The following is a 16990-nucleotide window of genomic DNA, read 5'->3' as shown; positions in this document are numbered from 1 at the left end:
TCCTCTTTATGCCGGATACAGGCAGTCGCGGATCAGTTCCAATCCACGTGCCGTTTCGTCTTTTGGGGCGACAAGAGCCACCCGGATGTATGTTTTGCCGGGATTTTCCTCGCCCGGTACGTCTTGTGCCAGATAGCCCCCGGGCAGCACCTTGACGCCCGTCTCGCGCCATAGCTTGACGGCGGCTGCTTCATCATCGTCGACAGGCAACCACAGGAAAAACCCGGCCTCGGGGCTCTGATAGCCCGGGACATTGCCCAGGATACGATCCGCAATCTGGTACTTTTCCAGATACATCGCGCGGTTTTCCTGCACATGTGTCTCATCATCCCAGACGGCGGCGGCGGCCTGTTGCAGGGGCAAAGGCAGCGGTGCGCCCGCGTAGTTGCGCAACTGCTTGACCTCGCGAATGGTATCGGCGCCGCTGGCGATAAAGCCAGAGCGCAGCCCCGGCAGGTTCGAGCGTTTGCTGAGACTGTGGAAAACGGCGACGCGGTTGCGGTCCGTGCCCAGCTTTTCCACGACTTCAAGTACGCCGATGGGCGGGCTGTCGCGGTAGATCTCGGAATAGCATTCGTCGGCGAGGATCATGAAATCATGAGTCTCGGCCAGATCGATCAAGGACGCCCAGTAGTCATAATGCGCGACAGCGCCCTGCGGGTTGGCAGGCGAACAGATGTAGGCCGCAGTGGTGCGCGCCAGTACGTCGGTTGGGACATCGTGGAAGTTTGGCAGATGCCCGGTGGCTTCGGTCGCGTTGACCATGATCGGGTCCGCGTTGCCTGAAATCGCGGCGATCATGTAGACCTGATAGAAGGGATTGGGCATCAGAACGGCTGGCTTTTGGCCATTCTTGGTCTCGGGGCTGAGCGCGACAATGGCGTTGTAGAGCCCTTCTCGGGTGCCGTTCAGCGCCATGACCTCAGTCTCGGGGTCCATAGCGACGCCGTAGCGCCGCTTGATCCAGTCCGAGATGGATTGTTTCAGTTTGGGGGAGCCATCGTTGGGCGGGTAGCTGTTAAAGCCCTCAGAATATTCGACAATTTTATCCGTGACCCATGCCGGGAAGGCGTGCTTTGGCTCTCCGATGGTCATCTGAATGACGTCGCCATCCCAATCCGCATCGCGGAGCAAAGCGCGCAGGCGCGGCCAAGCATGGGCCGGAAGGTTCGAAAACCGGTCGGGGTACAACATCAAAACTGCCTCGGATCGGGATCATTATCGCCCCGTTTGACACCAAAGTAGCCAAGCGGGCGCATCCCGTCCATCAAAATTCCGAAGGAGGTCAGGTGTTTGTGGCTTTTAGGCCAACGCGGTCTCTGCTGCGACGCCGATACGCAACAGGTGTTCTTCCATATCCGGTGGGCACATCAGCATTAGCCCGCATGACGGCGTGCCCGTGGGCAGCGTCAGCGCGCAAATGCCCATCAGGTTGCCCAGCCTTGTGTTGCGCAGGGCCAGCAGATTTTCGGTGACATAATAATCTGCATCCTGCTCAAGCCGCGCAAGGTTCGGGGGCAAGATCGGGGTGGTCGGGGCCAGCACGGCGTCATAGCCCGCCGTGGCATGATCATAGCCGTGTCGCAAGACATCCAGCTTGGCCCAGGAAGAGACGTAATCGGCGGCAGAGAACCCCTTGCCCAATCGGAAGCGATTGAGGATTTCGGAATACATTTTGTCCGGGTTCGCCTCGATCACGTCGCGCCACAGGCCGTAAGCCTCAGATGTGAAAAGGCATGTGGCCAATTCCAATGCCTGTTCCAGTTCAGGCATGTCGATCCAGTCGATCGTGGCACCCGCCGCTTCGATCCTGGCAATCGCTGCGTCAAAGGCCGCTTTCGGCCCGTCGCGAAGACCTTCCATCATCACCGTTTTGATAACGGCGAAACGGCGGCCCTCAAGACTGGCGGCGGTCAGATCAGCAGGTTTGCTGCCCTCAAGCGCGGCCAGAAGGAGGCCTGCGTCCTCAACCGAGCGGCAAAGCGGGCCCACGGTGTCGAATTTCAAAGCCAATGGCACGACCCCTTCGAGGGTCAGGCGGCCCGACGTGGTTTTCAGACCGACCAGATCGTTCCACACGGATGGAATACGCACCGACCCGCCGGTGTCTGACCCAATGCCCGCCGCCGCCAGCCCAAAGGCGACAGACGCCCCTGCCCCGGAGGATGAGCCGCCCGCCACGCCCAAAGGATCATTCACCGACGGCGGTGTCGCGGTTGACGGGTTGTGACCAAGGCCGGAGAAGGCCAGCTCGCTCATGTGGGTCTTGCCAAGACAGACCAACCCGGCGGCGGTGGCATTTGAAAGCACGGTGGCGTCCGCATCAGGCACGCGGCCTTCCAACAGCTTTGACCCGGCTTCGGTCGCGACTCCAGCCGTGTCAAAGAGGTCTTTCCACGAGATCGGGACCCCGTCCAGCAGTGACAGGCGATGGCCGGATTGGGCACGGGACGCGGCAGCGCTGGCTTCGGCCAACGCACGGTCGTGGGTGACGCGGGCATAGATGCGGTCGCGCAATGGGTGCGCGTCAATGGCATCAAGATAGGTTTGGCAGAGCGCAACCGGGTCGATGTTGCCCGCGCCAATCCCGCGGCCCAGATCTGCCGCTGTCATTGTCAGCCACTCTTGCATGGATGCATCCCCCTTGATCTTTGGTGACGGTAGCGACGCTTGGGCACATGGACAATCCCTGCCTGCCGCCCCATATCTGCCACATGGATTTTGACGCGGATATTGCCATTGTTGGTGGCGGTTTGAACGGGCCTGCGCTGGCGCTTGCAATGGCGACCGCCGGGCAGAAGGTGATCCTGATCGACGCGCTGGGGGTGACGGTGCGCAAGGACGCGGGTTTTGACGGGCGGTCCTATGCGCTGGCGCTGACCTCAACCCGGTTGCTTGAGGGGATCGGCGTCTGGGAAAGGATCGCTGAGCACGCCCAGCCGATGCTGGAAATCAAGGTCACGGATGGACGCGCAGGCGAAGGGCCATCGCCGATGTTCATGCATTTCGATCACGCCGAGATCGAGGAAGGCCCGATGGGTCAGATGGTTGAAGACCGTCACCTGAGGCGGGCTTTGCTGGAGGCGGCGAAAGACACGGACGGCATCACGCAGATCAACGGGCGCAGGGTTGTTGCACAGGACATTGATCCTGCCGGGATCACCCTGACGCTTGACGACGGGCAAACCGTGCGCACGCGCCTTGCGGTCGGGGCAGACGGGCGCGGCACGGGTACCGGCGCGCGGGCCGGGATCAAACGGGTTGAATGGCGCTATGCACAGACCGCGCTGGTCTGTGCGATCCAGCATGAAGAGCCCCACAACGGGATCGCGCATCAGTTCTTCATGCCGCCCGGGCCGCTGGCGATATTGCCCTTGACCGGCAACCGGTCGTCTATCGTGTGGAGCGAGTCCGAAAGAAATGCCGCGCGCATACATGCGCTCGATGATGCGGGCTATCTTGAGGTGCTGAGGCCCAGGTTCGGGGACTTTCTGGGGGAAATTTCGCTGGCCGGGGCGCGCTATACATATCCGCTGGGCCTGTCGCTGGCGCATCAGATGGTCGCCGCGCGTGTCGCACTGGTGGGGGATGCGGCGCACGGGATGCACCCGATTGCGGGTCAGGGGTTGAACGCGGGCCTGCGGGATGTGGCAGCACTGGCTGAGGTGGTCGCAGATGCCGCGCGGCGTGGTGAAGACATCGGGTCAGAGGCCGCGCTGACGCGCTATCAGGAGTGGCGGCGATTTGACAATGCGTCGCTGGCACTGGCGACGGATAGCTTCAATCGATTGTTTTCCAACGATAATCCACTGGTGCGCATGGCGCGCGACGTGGGAATGGCCGCGATCAATGCGCTGCCGGGTTTGCGGCGTGGGTTTATTCGCGAGGCAGCAGGTCTGACGGGCGATCTGCCACGGCTGATGCGCGGCAAGCCAATCTGAGTGTTGGCTACTTGAGCACCCGCGCTTCGTCTTCCAGCATCACCGGAATTCCGTTGCGGATCGGGTAGGCAAGCCCTGCCTGCTTTGAAATCAGCTCTTGTTGGTCTGCATCATATTCAAGGGTCGCTTGCGTGCGCGGACAGATCAGTGCCTCAAGCATGCGGCGATCAAAGACAACTTCGTTGGCGGGTGGCGATGTGTCATCGGTCATTGCATGATCCCCTCTTCCTGTCCGCCCCGCAGGGTATATTCGATCAGTGTGACCAGTGTTTCGCGCCGGGTCTCCAGCGACGGGGCTTCGAGCAGGGCCTGCTTATCTTCGGCGTCGAATTCCAACATCATGGAAAGCGAGTTGATCAGCAGTTCGTCGTCAGCCTCTTTGAGAGTGTCCCAATCGGCCGAAAGGTTGCGGGTATCGAAATAGCGGCCCAGCAGCTTTAGAAAGGATTCGCGCTGGAACCCGAAGTCTTCTTCGTCTTTTCCCAGATCACGTTCGAAGCCGTTCCAGTCAACGGTGCAGCGGCGATAGGGTTGAAAACCCTCGATCTCTTTGACGACCCGAAAACGGGACACACCGCCCAGAGTGATCATATACCGGCCGTCCTCGGTTTCGGAAAACTGGGTAAGCCGCCCGGCACAGCCAATGGTATGCAGGCCGGCACTATCGCGGCCCGGCCGGGGGTTTGGTTGAACCATGCCAATGATCCGCGCGTCGGTTTTCAGCACATCCTCGACCATCTGGAGATATCGGGGTTCAAAGATATGCAACGGCAGCCGTGAGCGTGGCAGCAGGAGAGCGCCGCCCAAAGGAAACACCGCAATATCGTCGGGTAGTTCGGTTGGCTTGATCATGACCTTTGACCTAGCGCGCCCGAACGATCAGGCAAATATCATTGAGCTTAATTTACGGCGTCCGTTCAGAACCACCGGGTCATTGGGCTTGAGCGCGTCAAAAATAGTGAAAAGCTGGGTTTTGGCGGCGCCATCGTTCCATTCGCGATCCTGACGGAAGAGTTCCAGCAGTTGGGTGACGGCCCCTTCGGCATCACCGTTGGCATAAAGCGCCTGGGCCAGATCAAATCGGGCCTGTTGGTTCTGAGGATCGGCCTCAACCGCCGCGGTCAATTCGGCCACTGGGCCCGCATCTGCGGCCTGACGGGCAAGTTGCAGTTGCGCGTGGGCCGCTTCCAATTCAGGCGATTCAGAGATTTCGATGGGCGCGCCGTTCAACAGCGCCTCGGCCTGATCGAGGTTGTCCATCGCGATGTGCGCCCGGACCATGCCGCCATAGGCGCCTGCGTGATTGGGGTCTTCGCCAAGAATGGCGGCAAATGTTTGTGCCGCGTCGCTTGCCGCACCCTCAGCCAACATTTCTTCGGCGGCGTCCACGGCATCAGCAAGCTGATCACCGGGGGCTTCGCCACCGGCGGCTTTCACCACGCGGTCCACAAAAGCCTTGATTTCCGATTCAGGTTGCGCGCCCTGAAAGCCGTCGACGGGCTGGCCCTTGAAAAAGGCAAAGACGGTCGGGATCGACTGGATCTGCATCTGACCCGCAATCATCTGGGCCTCGTCCACGTTCAGCTTGACCATCTTCACCGCGCCCTTTGCTGCCTGAACAGCACTTTCAAGCATCGGACCAAGCGTCTTGCACGGGCCGCACCATGGGGCCCAGAAATCCACGATGACGGGCGTGGTCTGAGAGGCCTCGATCACATCGGCCATAAAAGTGGCTTCGGTGGTGTCCTTGATCAGGTCGGCGTCTGGGGCGGTGCCTAGATTGAGTTCCATGGGGCTTGTCCTCGATATGCGGGTTTGCCCTTATATGAGGGCGCGCCGGGGGAATTCAAAGGTCGAATGTGGCAAATACCGGGGCGTGGTCGCTGGGTTGCTCCCATCCGCGCACCACGCGCTGGATGTGGCTGGAGTGGGCCGCGTTGGAAATATCGGGTGTCGCCCAGATATGATCGAGCCGTCGCCCCTTGTCGGCGGTATCCCAGTCGGGGGATCGGTATGACCACCAGCTGTAGAGGTTGCCATCGGGAATATCCTGCCGGGTGATATCGACCCAATTGCCTGCATCCTGTGTCTGGGCCATCGTCTCGACCTCGATCGGCGTGTGGCTGACGACCTTGAGCAGTTTCTTGTGATCCCAGACGTCATCTTCGCGCGGTGCGATGTTCAAGTCACCGACAAGAATGGATTTTTCCGGCTTGTCCGCGTGAAAAGCATCGCGCATTTCGGTCAGATAGTCGAGTTTCTGGCCAAACTTGTCGTTGATCTCACGGTTGGGTTTGTCACCGCCTGCAGGGACATAGAAGTTGTGGATCGTCACGCCGTTTTCCAGCCGACCCGCGATGTGGCGGGCGTGGCCAAGGGACGCGTAATCTTCGGCCCCGGCTTCTTCGATTGGCAGTTTGGACAGGATCGCGACCCCATTGTAGCCCTTTTGCCCGCGCGCGACCATGTGGGTGTAGCCCGCGGCCTTGAACCCTTCCAACGGAATTTTCTCAACCGGGCTTTTGCATTCCTGCAAACACAGGACATCCGGGCCATACTCGGCCAGCATCCTGAGCACCAGCGGTTCGCGCAGACGCACCGAATTGATGTTCCACGTGGCGAGAGAGAAAGGCATGTTGCGGGCTCCTTGAAAGTCTGTCCGCACCCTACCTTTCGATCTGCCGTTTCACCATCGCGAAATCAGGTCCCGTTGGGTGCGATGATCACCTTGCCGTCACGCCCGCCAGCCCAGGAATACCGGGCGGCCTCGTTGATCTCGTCCAGCCCGAAGTGTTTGTCGACGGGGGCATAGAGCGTGCCACCAAGAACCGATTTGGTCAGCGTGGCATAGGTGGCCATGCGATCCTCCTTCGAGGCGTTTTCGAACCAGTTCATCAACCAGAACCCACGCACACGGATGTCGCGGAAGATCATCGCGCCCGCCTCCATCTGGCAGGGTTGCAATGACATTGCGCCATAGTTGACAAGCGTGCCGCCACGCTCCAGCGTTTCGCCGAGACGGCCAAAGGTTTCACCTGCTACTGCATCGATCGCCAGCTTCATCTTGGCGCCGGTCGCCGCCTTCACCTCTTTGGCCAGATCAGGGCCATCGATCAGCACGATGTCAGCACCCAGTTTCTTGAGCCCCGCAATCGCCCCTTCGCGGCGTACCACGTTCACGACATTGATGCCGCGTTCCTTGGCCAGTTGCACCAGATAGCCACCGACCGCAGAATTGGCAGCAGACTGGATGACCCAGTCCCCTTCCTTGAGGTCCACGAAATCCGTCAAAAGCAAATGTGCCGTGGCCGGATTGACCAGCAGCATCGACAGCTGATCAAGATCGCCATCGGGCATCGGCACCAAGTGGCGCGGATTGCACACAACTTCGGTGACCCATGTGCCCTGCCCTGCCGGCAAGAGCACCAGTTGCCCCTTGCCTTCGCCCTCGACAATGCGGCCCAGTCCTTCGTTCCCGGCCACAGCGGGAAGCGGGGGCTTGATGCCGTAATCCCCGGCGATCTGGATCAGGTCGGAGGGATTGACCGGTGAGCGCAGAACTTCGACGCGCACCTGGCCTTCTTGCAGATCCTGCGACGGCTCTTCGATGACTTTCAGAACCTTTGCCGGGTTCCCGAATTCTTCATAGATGACTTTTTTCATGCGCGTTTCCTCCATTTGGCGCAGCATGGCGTACCTGCGGGCCACAGGCCAGCCCGACGTCGCGACGTCATCAGAGGTTGTGCGAAAAAAAGGGGCCGGAACAAGTCCGGCCCAGTACAACAGGGAGGTATGTGTCTATGCCCGGACACAAAAGTCGGGTTGGGATGTGGTAGGGCCTGAAGAACAGGTTAACCACAGCGTGAACGCCATAAACCCAGGGATGGTTCCGCCGTTCAGGCCATTAATCTGTAACCGCCAGATTCGGTCACAAGAAGGCGCGCATTTGACGGTTCTGGTTCTATTTTCTGGCGAAGGCGGTAGATGTGTGTCTCAAGCGTGTGCGTTGTGACGCCCGCGTTATACCCCCAAACCTCGTGCAGCAGCACATCCCGTGCGACGACGCCATCGTTTGAGCGGTAGAGAAACTTGAGGATGTTCGTCTCTTTCTCAGTCAGGCGGATTTTCTTTTCGTCCTCGGTGATCAGCATCTTCATGGAGGGTTTGAAAGTGTATGGCCCAAGCTGGAACACCGCATCTTCGGACTGCTCATGCTGGCGCAACTGGGCGCGGATACGGGCCAGCAGGACCGGAAACTTGAAAGGCTTTGCAACATAGTCGTTGGCGCCTGCATCCAATCCGAGAATGGTATCGGCGTCCCCGTCGTGGCCGGTCAGCATCATGATCGGGCTTTTGACGCCCTGTTTGCGCATCAGGCGACACAGCTCGCGCCCGTCTGTATCCGGCAGACCCACGTCGAGAATCACCAGATCGTAGATCGCTTCCTTGGCCCGGCTCATCGCGTCAGACCCGTTGGCGGCCTCGAAGACGTCGAAATCCTCGGTCATGATAAGCTGCTCGCTCAGCGCTTCGCGCAGGTCATCATCGTCGTCGACAAGCAGGATTTTCTTGAGTTGCGCCATGGGGCCCTCCGTTGCTGTTGGATCATAGATGCGATCTGGGACGTCCATCAGCAAGGTTTGCGGCCTGTGTTTCACGGGCTCGTGTTGCGAAAGCGGTCAAATGTTTCAATTCCGGTGCGGCTGGCATAGATATCTTTCAATGACACTGCTGCGTTGTAACATCACATGACCCTTGCCCCGGACATAATCGAACAACTGGCGCGCGCGCGGGCCGATCTGCGCATGGGCGTGCCCATTGTGCTTTGCGGCGCGCCATCAGCGCTGGTGATGGCCGCAGAGACGCTGAGCGCGCAGCGATTGACGGATTTGCTGGCCCTTGGGGGCGCCCCGGTTCTGGCCATCACCGCCCGGCGGGCGCAGACGCTCAAGGCGCGCGCCTATGACGGCGATCTGGCGCGCATCGCCCTGCCTGAAGATGCGACACCTGCGTGGGTGCAAAGCATTGCAGACCCCGCCGATGATCTGCGCGCGCCCATGAAAGGCCCGTTCACCTGCGCGCGAGGGGGGAACGCGGACGCGCATCGTGCCGCGCTTGATCTGGTGAAATCGGCGCGGTTGTTGCCGGCAGCACTGGTGCTGGAGGTACCGGACGGATCAGAATTCGCCACCCGGCATGGGCTCACTCTGCTGGATCTGGCTGCTGCGACGCCTGCCCTGACGGCGCGCAGCCCCCTGCATCCGGTCGTGAACGCGCGCCTGCCGATGGAAGTGTCCGAGGCCGGGCGGTTGCACATCTACCGCCCCGATGACGGCGGCGAGGAACATTATGCCATTGAAATAGGGCGCCCTGATCGGTCCGCCCCGGTGCTGGCGCGACTGCATTCGGCCTGCTTTACCGGTGACCTGATGGGCAGCCTCAAATGCGACTGTGGACCCCAGTTGCGCGCGGCGCTCGCGCAAATGGGTGATGAGGGGCACGGGGTGCTTTTGTACCTCAACCAAGAGGGCCGCGGTATCGGGCTGGCAAACAAGATGCGTGCTTATTCGCTGCAGGATCAGGGGTTTGACACGGTGGAGGCCAATCATCGGCTGGGGTTTGAGGATGACGAACGGGATTTCCGGCTGGGCGCGGATATCCTGAAATCCATGGGGTTCTCGGCCGTGCGCCTGCTGACCAACAACCCGCGCAAGGTCAAGATGATGACCGCCAGCGGGATCGAGGTCGCCGAACGCGTGCCGCTCAAAGTGGGTGAGAATCGCCACAACAGCGCCTATCTGGCCACCAAGGCCAAGAAATCCGGCCACTTGCTGTGACACCGGACGATCTGGTGCTGACACGGCAGGGTCTGCGCCATCGTGGGCAGGTGTATCCGTGTACCATCGGCAAGGGCGGCGTCCACAAGCGCAAGCGCGAAGGGGATGGTGCGACGCCGCTGGGCAGTCATCGCATTGTCGGATTGCTGTACCGGCCTGACCGGCTGTCGGCCCCAACGTCCTGGGCCGTGCCCATCGGGCCCCTGGATCTGTGGTCCGATGATCCGCAGGCCGAAGACTACAACATGATGGTCCGGGCCCCTTATCCCTTCAGTCACGAAAGACTGTGCCGTGCCGATCCGCTGTATGATCTGATTATTCTGACGGACTGGAACTGGCCCTATGCCGTTCCGGGGCGCGGATCAGCGATCTTTATCCACCAATGGCGACGCCCGGGATATCCGACCGAAGGGTGCATCGCTTTGGACAGGGTCCACCTGCACCGCATTGCCCGCGCGCTGACACCGCGCTCAAGGCTGATCGTGGTCTGACGTTTCCGGCCCGGCGCGGCACCAGTGACAAAGCGACAAATCACCGAAGGGCGTGCGCGCGCAGCGCGCTCCTTTGGATCACGCCTGACCCGAAGGTGTTCGTTCGCCAAAAATTGCGGACCCCACTCGAACATGGGTCGCGCCCAGCGCGATGGCGCGTTCAAAGTCGCTGCTCATGCCCATCGACAGCCCGTGCACCTCATTGCGTGCCGCGATCTTGGCCAAAAGCGCGAAATGCAGCGATGGCTCTTCATCCAGCGGCGGGATACACATCAATCCCCTGACAGGCAGATCCAGCGCACGGCACTCTGACACGAAAGCGTCGGCTTCGCCGGGCAGAACACCGGCTTTTTGAGGCTCTTCGCCGGTGTTGACCTGGATGAACAGATCAGGGCAGTGACCGATATCCTGCGCGAGACGGGCGATGGATTTGGCAAGCTTTGGACGATCCACCGAATGGATCGCGTTAAACAGCTCCATCGCGGCGCGGGTTTTGTTGGATTGCAGCGGGCCGATGAGATGCAGATCGATGTCATCAAACTCTTCCGCAAAGCCGGGCCATTTGCCCTGAGCTTCCTGGACCTTGTTTTCGCCAAAGCTGCGGTGGCCTGCTTGCAAAACGCTGCGCACCCGCGCGTTGGGCTGCACTTTGCTGACGGCGATCAGGGTCACGCTGCCAGACGCGCGCCCTGCGTCGGCTTCGGCTTTGGCGATGCGCTCGGAAATTTCGCTTAGGCCCATGGTGTTTCCTCTTGGTTCAGGTAGCGCGGAGATAACAAAGCCTGCGGGCAAAAGAAAAGGGGCAGACCAAAGGCCTGCCCCAAATCGTCTGAGTTCAGATCAACTTAGAAGTTGAAGCGAACACCCAGGTCGGCAACTGTACGGTCGCCAAAGCGGGAAGCAACACCGCCACGCAGGGAGACACCGCCGCCCAGGTCGTGGTTGAAGTCGATACCGTAGGAGTCATCGAGGAACTCGTCGTCGGCATAGTAGACTTCGATGTTTGTGGCTGCGCCAACGTCGAAGCGACCGGCCAGAACGATGCGGTCACCGCCGGTGCCGTTGTCGGCATAGGCCAGTGTCACGTCGGCTGGGCCGAAGGAACCACCAACAGAGACAGCCATCTCGGTGTCACCTGCGTTGTCGGAGTCCTGACCACCCAGAGCGAATGTCCAGCCGTTCCATGTGTAGGCGATGTGTGCTGCAACACGGTCGCTTGTGTCGGAAGCGGACACATGCACGCTCAGGTCACCAGCGGAGTACAGAACTTCAACACCGTTGGAACCAGCGGAACCGTTGCCACCGGAGGAGTACGCGTCAGCGCGGAAGTTGTAGGCTGTGTAGTCATAGCCCAGACCGGTCAGACCCAGGTCGATCGGGTACATGCCAGGCATGAATTCCAGAGCGCCGAAGATGTTACCAACACCCAGCTCAAAGCCGCCGGAGCGCGCGAAGAAGCGAACGCCGTTGATGCCTGTGCCGGCAGGACCAGCAGTCGGACCCATGCCGCCACCGTGTGCGCCTGTGTCTGTGTTGTTCTGCTGGATGCGAACACGCGCACCAACAGTCACGCCACCGTCTGTTTCAGCTGTTGCATCGATCTGCAGGCGGAAACGAGAAGTGATGTCTGTGCTGTCTGTCAGCTCATCGTAGTAGATACCAAAACGACCATAGCCGCCAAAGGTAACGTCTGCTGCTGCAACGCCGGCGGTCGCGACCAGGGCTGTTGTAGCGAAGAGAACTTTTTTCATGAGTTTTCCCTCGGTTTGAATTCATACGCCCAGACCGGGGAATCCGGAAAGGGTATGCAGGGTGTTTGCACCTCGGGTGGGGACCAATGCAAGCGGCCAACACTTCGGGGCCGCAATGTCGCCGCCAATGGTGCACCTTTGCCACAGTTTCCCGGACCCCGATTGGCATAATCTATTGGAATCGGGTGCAGAGCGGCGCGAGCAAGCAAAGAATCGCTTGTTACATATACCTTGCCCACGTGCAGTTGCTTGGGTAGACCAGTGGCCAAACAGGCAAAGGACAGCTGAAATGGTGCAAAAGACCGCCTTCAGAATCACTGCAGCGCTTATCATTGTCGCAACGATCGGCGCGTGCGGTCCCGGGCGGACCTTCGGCAGTCCGGCCACGGCACGGCCCGATGTCTATACTGATGCCAATGTGCGCAGCAACATTGAGACCAACCCGAACAATACCATCTGGTCCATTTTCAACCGCCGCAGCAATGAAACCAATGTTTTGGTGAACAAATATCTCTGGTCTGCGTCGCTTGAAGTGCTGAATTTCTTACCCGTCCAATCGGTGGATCCCTTCACCGGTGTCATCGTGACAGGGTATGGCACACCGCCCGGCGGGGGACGATCCTATCGCGCGACGGTATTGATCGACGATCCCGCGCTTGATGCGCGGTCTTTGAACGTCGCCTTGCAGACCCGTGGCGGTGCCGCCGTGAGCAGAGCCACCTCGCGCGCCGTTGAAGATGCGATTCTGTCGCGTGCCCGCGAACTACGGATCAGAGACAACAAGCTTTAGGCCCACCACCCTTAGTCACCCCATTGATGCGCCGGGCCCTGTGAATCAGACAGCCCGGCGCTTTCACGTAAAACGAGACCCGTTCCGATGCCCCGATATACACCCGCCGAAATCGAAGCCCGCTGGCAAGCGGCGTGGACCGAAAACGAGGTCTTCAAGGCCGTACGCGACGCCGACAAGCCAAAGTACTATGTGCTTGAGATGTTCCCTTACCCTTCGGGCCGCATCCACATGGGACACGTGCGCAACTACACAATGGGCGACGTGATCGCGCGCTATAAGATCGCAACAGGTCATAACGTGCTGCATCCGATGGGCTGGGATGCCTTTGGCATGCCCGCTGAAAACGCCGCCATGGCCATTGGTGGCCACCCGGCTGACTGGACCTACAGCAACATTGCGGACATGAAAGAGCAGATGAAGCCGCTGGGCCTGTCGATCGACTGGTCGCGCGAGCTGGCCACCTGCCACCCGGGCTATTACGGCCAACAGCAGGCGTTGTTTCTTGATTTTCTTGAGGCCGGCCTGGTCTACCGCAAGAATGCCATCGTGAACTGGGACCCGGTCGATATGACCGTGCTGGCCAATGAACAGGTCGAGGCCGGGCGCGGCTGGCGGTCGGGCGCTTTGGTCGAACGGCGCGAGTTGACGCAGTGGTTCTTCAAGATCTCTGACTATTCCGAGGAGTTGTTGGAGGCGCTCGATTCGCTTGATAACTGGCCCGCCAAGGTCAAGCTGATGCAGGCCAACTGGATCGGCAAATCGCGCGGGCTTCAGTTTGCCTTTTCCACCGTTGATGCACCGGATGGTCATGAAAAGATCGAGGTCTACACGACCCGCCCCGATACGCTGCTGGGGGCGTCCTTTGTTGGTATCTCGCCGGATCACCCGCTTGCCAAGGTGTTGGAGCGCGACAATGAAGACGTCGCTGCCTTTGTTGCTGACTGCCGCAAAGGTGGCACCACCGAAGAAGCCATCGAAACGGCGGAAAAGCTGGGCTTTGACACTGGCATCCGCGTGCGTCACCCCTTTGATACCGCCCATGAATTACCTGTCTATATCGCCAATTTCATCCTGATGGACTACGGCACCGGCGCGATTTTCGGCTGCCCCGCCCATGACGAGCGCGATTTTGAATTTGCGACCAAGTACGGGTTGCCGATCATCTCGACCTACCTGCCGTCCGAGGACGCGGATGAAGAACTGACCGAAGCCTACGTGCCCCCCAAAACCGACAAAGTCTTCTACAATCGTGGCTTTGCAGGCGACCAATGGCAGACCGGGCTTGAAGGCATCGACGCGGCCATCACCTTTTGCGAGGCCAATGGCGTGGGCCAGGGCGTCACCAAATTCCGCCTGCGTGACTGGGGTCTGAGCCGCCAGCGCTACTGGGGCTGCCCGATCCCGGTCGTCCATTGCGATGGCTGCGGCGTGGTGCCTGAAAAGAAAGAGAATCTGCCGGTTGAGCTGCCCTATGACGTCAGCTTTGACGTGCCCGGCAACCCGCTGGATCGTCACCCGACCTGGCGCGACTGTGCCTGCCCCGCCTGCGGTGCAGATGCCAAGCGTGAAACCGACACGATGGATACCTTTGTCGATTCGTCTTGGTATTTCGCGCGGTTCACGGCGCCGCGTGCTGATACGCCGACGATTGCCGAAGATGCTGCGTACTGGATGAACGTGGATCAGTATATCGGGGGGGTGGAGCATGCGATTCTCCATCTGCTTTATGCCCGCTTTTTCGCCCGCGCGATGCAGATCACCGGACATTTGCCCAAATCTGCGCAAGAACCCTTTGACGCGCTTTTCACGCAAGGCATGGTAACCCACGCGATTTATCAGACGCCGACACAGGATGGTCGTCCGACGTATCATTATCCCGAAGAGGTTGATCTGCGCGACGGCAAGGCATTTCTCAGGGACGGCGGTGCTGAGGTAGAGGTCGTTCCCTCGGCCAAGATGTCCAAGTCCAAAAACAATGTTGTCGATCCTCTGAACATCATCTCGAATTATGGCGCGGATACCGCGCGCTGGTTCGTTTTGAGCGATTCACCCCCCGAACGGGATGTGGAATGGACCGCCGCCGGGGCGGAGGCCGCATTCAAGCACCTGACCCGCGTCTGGAACCTGTGTGACCGTATTGGGAACATGGACAAAAATGCCGCTGGCGACGGGGATGAGGATCTTCTGCGCGCCATGCACAAGACGATCCATGATGTGACGATGGGCGTGGAATCCTTTGGCTTTAACGCGGCCATCGCCAAACTTTATGCCTTCACCGCGACACTGCAGAAATCCAAGGCCAGCCATGGCGCCCAACGCGAGGCCATCATGACGCTGGCACAACTGATGTCGCCGATGACACCGCATCTGGCCGAAGACATCTGGGCCCACCAGGGTGGTGAGGGCCTGATCGTGCATGCGCCCTGGCCGCAGGCCGATGAGGCGATGCTCAAGGATGACACGATCACCATGCCCATTCAGATCAACGGTAAGCGGCGGGCGGAAATACAGGTGGCGGCGGAGGCCTCCAAAGAAGAGGTTGAAAAAATCGCCCTCGCCCACGAAGCTGTCATTCGCACCCTTGATGGGGCTGCGCCGAAAAAGGTGATCGTTGTGCCGGGACGGATTGTGAATGTGGTCGCGTAGAACAGCGCTTTTGGCGCCGCTGGCGCTGGCTGCCTGCGGGTTCCAGCCCGTCTATGGCCCCGGCGGCAGCGGCGCCGCCCTGCGAAACCGTGTGCTGGTCGATGCCCCCGAGGACCGCGAAAGCTTTCTGCTTGTGCGCGAACTCGAAGAAAGGCTGGGCCGCGCCGCCGTCCCGGCCTACGGGCTGTCGCTGACAATCGCCACGACCCAGGAAGGGCTGGCCATTGACCCTGAGGGCAACACACGGCGCTTCAATCTGCTTGGGGCAGTGGACTATGCCCTGAGCGATCTGGCCACCGGGCAGGTGGTGACATCTGGCCGGGTCGAGAATTTCACCGGATATTCTGCCACCGGCACCACCGTCGCGACGCTGGCCGCCGAAGAGGACGCGCAAGAGCGGCTGATGAATATCCTTGCGGACCAGATTGTGACGCGGCTGATCACGACCGGCATTTCATGAAGCTGAACACACGCGACGCCAATGCCTATTTCGCGCGGCCCGACGCAGGCAAGACCGGGCTGCTGATCTACGGCGGCGATGCGATGCGGGTGGCGCTGAAGCGGCAGGAGTTCCTGAAAAACCTGCTGGGCCCGGATGCCGAAACGGAAATGCGTCTGACGCGGATGTCTGCAGGCGAGTTGCGGCGCGACCCGGCGATGCTGTTGGATGCCATCAAGGCGGTCGGGTTTTTCCCCGGCCCGCGCGCGGCCCTTGTTGAAGAGGCCAATGACAACATCGCCAAAATCCTCGTGGATGCCTTGGCCGACTGGCAGCCCGGCGATGCGCAGATCGTTGTGACCGGGGGGGATCTGAAAAAGACCTCGAAAGTGCTGAAAGCCTTTGAAGGGCACAAGAACGCCTATGCCGCCGCGATCTATGATTCCCCGCCCGACCGAGCCGAGATCGAGCGCATGCTGGCAGAGGCCAGACTGTCGCCAGAGGCCGACGCCATGGAACTGCTCAGCGATCTGGCTCGCGCCATTGATCCCGGTGACTTTCGCCAGACGTTGGAAAAACTGTCGCTCTACAAACTGAACGATTCCACACCGCTGACGACGGATGATGTTGCCGCCTGTGCGCCGACCTCGACCGAGGCGGATGTGGATGACATCCTGCACGTGGTGGCAGAGGCCCGTACGGGCGACATCGGGCCCGTCATGGCCAAGCTGCAGGCGCAGGGGGTCAATGCTGTGACGCTGACCATCATGGCCACGCGCCACTTCCGCACGCTCTACCGTATCGCCGCCAGCCCCGGCGCGCCGATCTGGGGGGTGCGGGATCGCGACCGCGCGCAACGTCAGGCCAAAAGCTGGGGCGCGGCCAAACTGGAAACCGCTTTGACAGTCCTGACAGACACCGACCTTACCCTGCGATCCGCCGGACAACATGCCCCTGCGCTGGCACTTGTTGAACGCGCTTTTATCCGTCTGGCGATGCTGGGCGCCCAACGCTGAGACAATAAAAGGCACCCCGCTTCATCTTTCCCGTAAACTCATCTCTGACACCCGCCCAAAACACTGCGATCCAAGA

At 60.3% G+C, this 16990-nt stretch carries 17 protein-coding genes; 7 read left to right on the top strand and 10 right to left on the bottom strand.

Annotated features, from left to right (window positions below):
* Nucleotides 1-6 precede the first annotated feature (6 nt).
* Together H9Q16_RS17240 and H9Q16_RS17235 are read right to left on the bottom strand one after the other, a co-directional pair.
* Entirely contained in the window at nt 7-1194 is a 1188-nt protein-coding gene (locus tag H9Q16_RS17240; RefSeq protein WP_191076647.1) for an aminotransferase class I/II-fold pyridoxal phosphate-dependent enzyme, read from the bottom strand.
* Nucleotides 1195-1302: 108 nt separating this feature from the next.
* Nucleotides 1303-2631, bottom strand: coding sequence for an amidase (locus tag H9Q16_RS17235; RefSeq protein ID WP_191076646.1), 1329 nt, complete (start codon nt 2629-2631; stop codon nt 1303-1305).
* 83 nt (nt 2632-2714) lie between these two features.
* On the opposite strand from H9Q16_RS17235, the gene H9Q16_RS17230 reads away from it, so the two are divergent.
* Nucleotides 2715-3941: an FAD-dependent monooxygenase gene (locus tag H9Q16_RS17230; RefSeq protein WP_191076645.1), complete on the top strand. Its 1227-nt coding sequence runs from the start codon at nt 2715-2717 to the stop codon at nt 3939-3941.
* Nucleotides 3942-3948: 7 nt separating this feature from the next.
* Here H9Q16_RS17230 and H9Q16_RS17225 read toward each other — a convergent pair whose 3' ends face one another.
* The 6 genes from H9Q16_RS17225 to H9Q16_RS17200 form a co-directional block, all read right to left on the bottom strand.
* Entirely contained in the window at nt 3949-4152 is a 204-nt protein-coding gene (locus H9Q16_RS17225; protein ID WP_191076644.1) for a Trm112 family protein, read from the bottom strand.
* Complete coding sequence (locus H9Q16_RS17220; protein WP_191076643.1) at nt 4149-4793, bottom strand: LON peptidase substrate-binding domain-containing protein; 645 nt, start codon at nt 4791-4793, stop codon at nt 4149-4151. Before H9Q16_RS17220 ends, H9Q16_RS17225 begins: the two co-directional genes overlap by 4 nt.
* Before the next feature lie 27 nt (nt 4794-4820).
* Nucleotides 4821-5732, bottom strand: coding sequence for a thioredoxin (trxA, locus tag H9Q16_RS17215; RefSeq protein WP_191076642.1), 912 nt, complete (start codon nt 5730-5732; stop codon nt 4821-4823).
* A gap of 55 nt (nt 5733-5787) precedes the next feature.
* The gene (locus H9Q16_RS17210; protein ID WP_191076641.1) at nt 5788-6576 is read right to left on the bottom strand and encodes an exodeoxyribonuclease III; all 789 of its coding nucleotides are present in this window, start codon (nt 6574-6576) and stop codon (nt 5788-5790) included.
* A 65-nt stretch (nt 6577-6641) separates the two neighbouring features.
* Entirely contained in the window at nt 6642-7604 is a 963-nt protein-coding gene (locus tag H9Q16_RS17205) for a zinc-dependent alcohol dehydrogenase family protein (RefSeq protein WP_191076640.1), read from the bottom strand.
* A 233-nt stretch (nt 7605-7837) separates the two neighbouring features.
* Nucleotides 7838-8524 (bottom strand): response regulator transcription factor, encoded by a 687-nt coding sequence (locus tag H9Q16_RS17200; RefSeq protein WP_191076639.1) that lies wholly within the window; start codon nt 8522-8524, stop codon nt 7838-7840.
* A 165-nt stretch (nt 8525-8689) separates the two neighbouring features.
* Between H9Q16_RS17200 and ribA the strand changes: the two genes are divergently transcribed.
* Nucleotides 8690-9778, top strand: a complete 1089-nt coding sequence (ribA, locus tag H9Q16_RS17195; RefSeq protein ID WP_191076638.1) for a GTP cyclohydrolase II — start codon at nt 8690-8692, stop codon at nt 9776-9778.
* On the top strand, nt 9775-10269 hold the full coding sequence (locus H9Q16_RS17190) for a L,D-transpeptidase family protein (RefSeq protein WP_191076637.1): 495 nt from the start codon (nt 9775-9777) through the stop codon (nt 10267-10269). Before ribA ends, H9Q16_RS17190 begins: the two co-directional genes overlap by 4 nt.
* Before the next feature lie 78 nt (nt 10270-10347).
* Here the strand turns inward: H9Q16_RS17190 and H9Q16_RS17185 are convergent, their stop codons facing one another.
* Together H9Q16_RS17185 and H9Q16_RS17180 are read right to left on the bottom strand one after the other, a co-directional pair.
* The gene (locus tag H9Q16_RS17185; RefSeq protein ID WP_191076636.1) at nt 10348-11010 is read right to left on the bottom strand and encodes a YggS family pyridoxal phosphate-dependent enzyme; all 663 of its coding nucleotides are present in this window, start codon (nt 11008-11010) and stop codon (nt 10348-10350) included.
* 104 nt (nt 11011-11114) lie between these two features.
* Nucleotides 11115-12020, bottom strand: a complete 906-nt coding sequence (locus H9Q16_RS17180) for a porin (protein ID WP_191076635.1) — start codon at nt 12018-12020, stop codon at nt 11115-11117.
* 289 nt (nt 12021-12309) lie between these two features.
* On the opposite strand from H9Q16_RS17180, the gene H9Q16_RS17175 reads away from it, so the two are divergent.
* The 4 genes from H9Q16_RS17175 to holA all read left to right on the top strand — a co-directional run bounded on the left by H9Q16_RS17175 (nt 12310) and on the right by holA (nt 16914).
* Nucleotides 12310-12810 (top strand): DUF3576 domain-containing protein, encoded by a 501-nt coding sequence (locus tag H9Q16_RS17175; RefSeq protein ID WP_191076634.1) that lies wholly within the window; start codon nt 12310-12312, stop codon nt 12808-12810.
* An 87-nt stretch (nt 12811-12897) separates the two neighbouring features.
* Nucleotides 12898-15459, top strand: a complete 2562-nt coding sequence (leuS, locus tag H9Q16_RS17170) for a leucine--tRNA ligase (RefSeq protein ID WP_191076633.1) — start codon at nt 12898-12900, stop codon at nt 15457-15459.
* Complete coding sequence (gene lptE, locus H9Q16_RS17165) at nt 15446-15919, top strand: LPS assembly lipoprotein LptE (protein WP_191076632.1); 474 nt, start codon at nt 15446-15448, stop codon at nt 15917-15919. Before leuS ends, lptE begins: the two co-directional genes overlap by 14 nt.
* Nucleotides 15916-16914 (top strand): DNA polymerase III subunit delta, encoded by a 999-nt coding sequence (gene holA / locus H9Q16_RS17160; RefSeq protein ID WP_191076631.1) that lies wholly within the window; start codon nt 15916-15918, stop codon nt 16912-16914. Before lptE ends, holA begins: the two co-directional genes overlap by 4 nt.
* Nucleotides 16915-16990 lie beyond the last annotated feature (76 nt).

Origin of the sequence: Sulfitobacter aestuariivivens (genome assembly GCF_014763045.1) — a bacterium.
Taxonomy (GTDB): domain Bacteria; phylum Pseudomonadota; class Alphaproteobacteria; order Rhodobacterales; family Rhodobacteraceae; genus Sulfitobacter; species Sulfitobacter aestuariivivens.
This window is presented reverse-complemented; position numbering and strand designations above follow the sequence as displayed.

Excerpts from the sequence above, each read along its gene's own strand:
- H9Q16_RS17240 (WP_191076647.1), bottom strand. The coding sequence starts at position 1,194 with ATGTTGTACCCCGACCGGTTTTCGAACCTTCCGGCCCATGCTTGGCCG.
- H9Q16_RS17235 (WP_191076646.1), bottom strand. The coding sequence starts at position 2,631 with ATGCAAGAGTGGCTGACAATGACAGCGGCAGATCTGGGCCGCGGGATT.
- H9Q16_RS17230 (WP_191076645.1), top strand. The coding sequence starts at position 2,715 with ATGGATTTTGACGCGGATATTGCCATTGTTGGTGGCGGTTTGAACGGG.
- H9Q16_RS17225 (WP_191076644.1), bottom strand. The coding sequence starts at position 4,152 with ATGACCGATGACACATCGCCACCCGCCAACGAAGTTGTCTTTGATCGC.
- H9Q16_RS17220 (WP_191076643.1), bottom strand. The coding sequence starts at position 4,793 with ATGATCAAGCCAACCGAACTACCCGACGATATTGCGGTGTTTCCTTTG.
- trxA (WP_191076642.1), bottom strand. The coding sequence starts at position 5,732 with ATGGAACTCAATCTAGGCACCGCCCCAGACGCCGACCTGATCAAGGAC.
- H9Q16_RS17210 (WP_191076641.1), bottom strand. The coding sequence starts at position 6,576 with ATGCCTTTCTCTCTCGCCACGTGGAACATCAATTCGGTGCGTCTGCGC.
- H9Q16_RS17205 (WP_191076640.1), bottom strand. The coding sequence starts at position 7,604 with ATGAAAAAAGTCATCTATGAAGAATTCGGGAACCCGGCAAAGGTTCTG.
- H9Q16_RS17200 (WP_191076639.1), bottom strand. The coding sequence starts at position 8,524 with ATGGCGCAACTCAAGAAAATCCTGCTTGTCGACGACGATGATGACCTG.
- ribA (WP_191076638.1), top strand. The coding sequence starts at position 8,690 with ATGACCCTTGCCCCGGACATAATCGAACAACTGGCGCGCGCGCGGGCC.
- H9Q16_RS17185 (WP_191076636.1), bottom strand. The coding sequence starts at position 11,010 with ATGGGCCTAAGCGAAATTTCCGAGCGCATCGCCAAAGCCGAAGCCGAC.
- H9Q16_RS17180 (WP_191076635.1), bottom strand. The coding sequence starts at position 12,020 with ATGAAAAAAGTTCTCTTCGCTACAACAGCCCTGGTCGCGACCGCCGGC.
- H9Q16_RS17175 (WP_191076634.1), top strand. The coding sequence starts at position 12,310 with ATGGTGCAAAAGACCGCCTTCAGAATCACTGCAGCGCTTATCATTGTC.
- leuS (WP_191076633.1), top strand. The coding sequence starts at position 12,898 with ATGCCCCGATATACACCCGCCGAAATCGAAGCCCGCTGGCAAGCGGCG.
- lptE (WP_191076632.1), top strand. The coding sequence starts at position 15,446 with ATGTGGTCGCGTAGAACAGCGCTTTTGGCGCCGCTGGCGCTGGCTGCC.
- holA (WP_191076631.1), top strand. The coding sequence starts at position 15,916 with ATGAAGCTGAACACACGCGACGCCAATGCCTATTTCGCGCGGCCCGAC.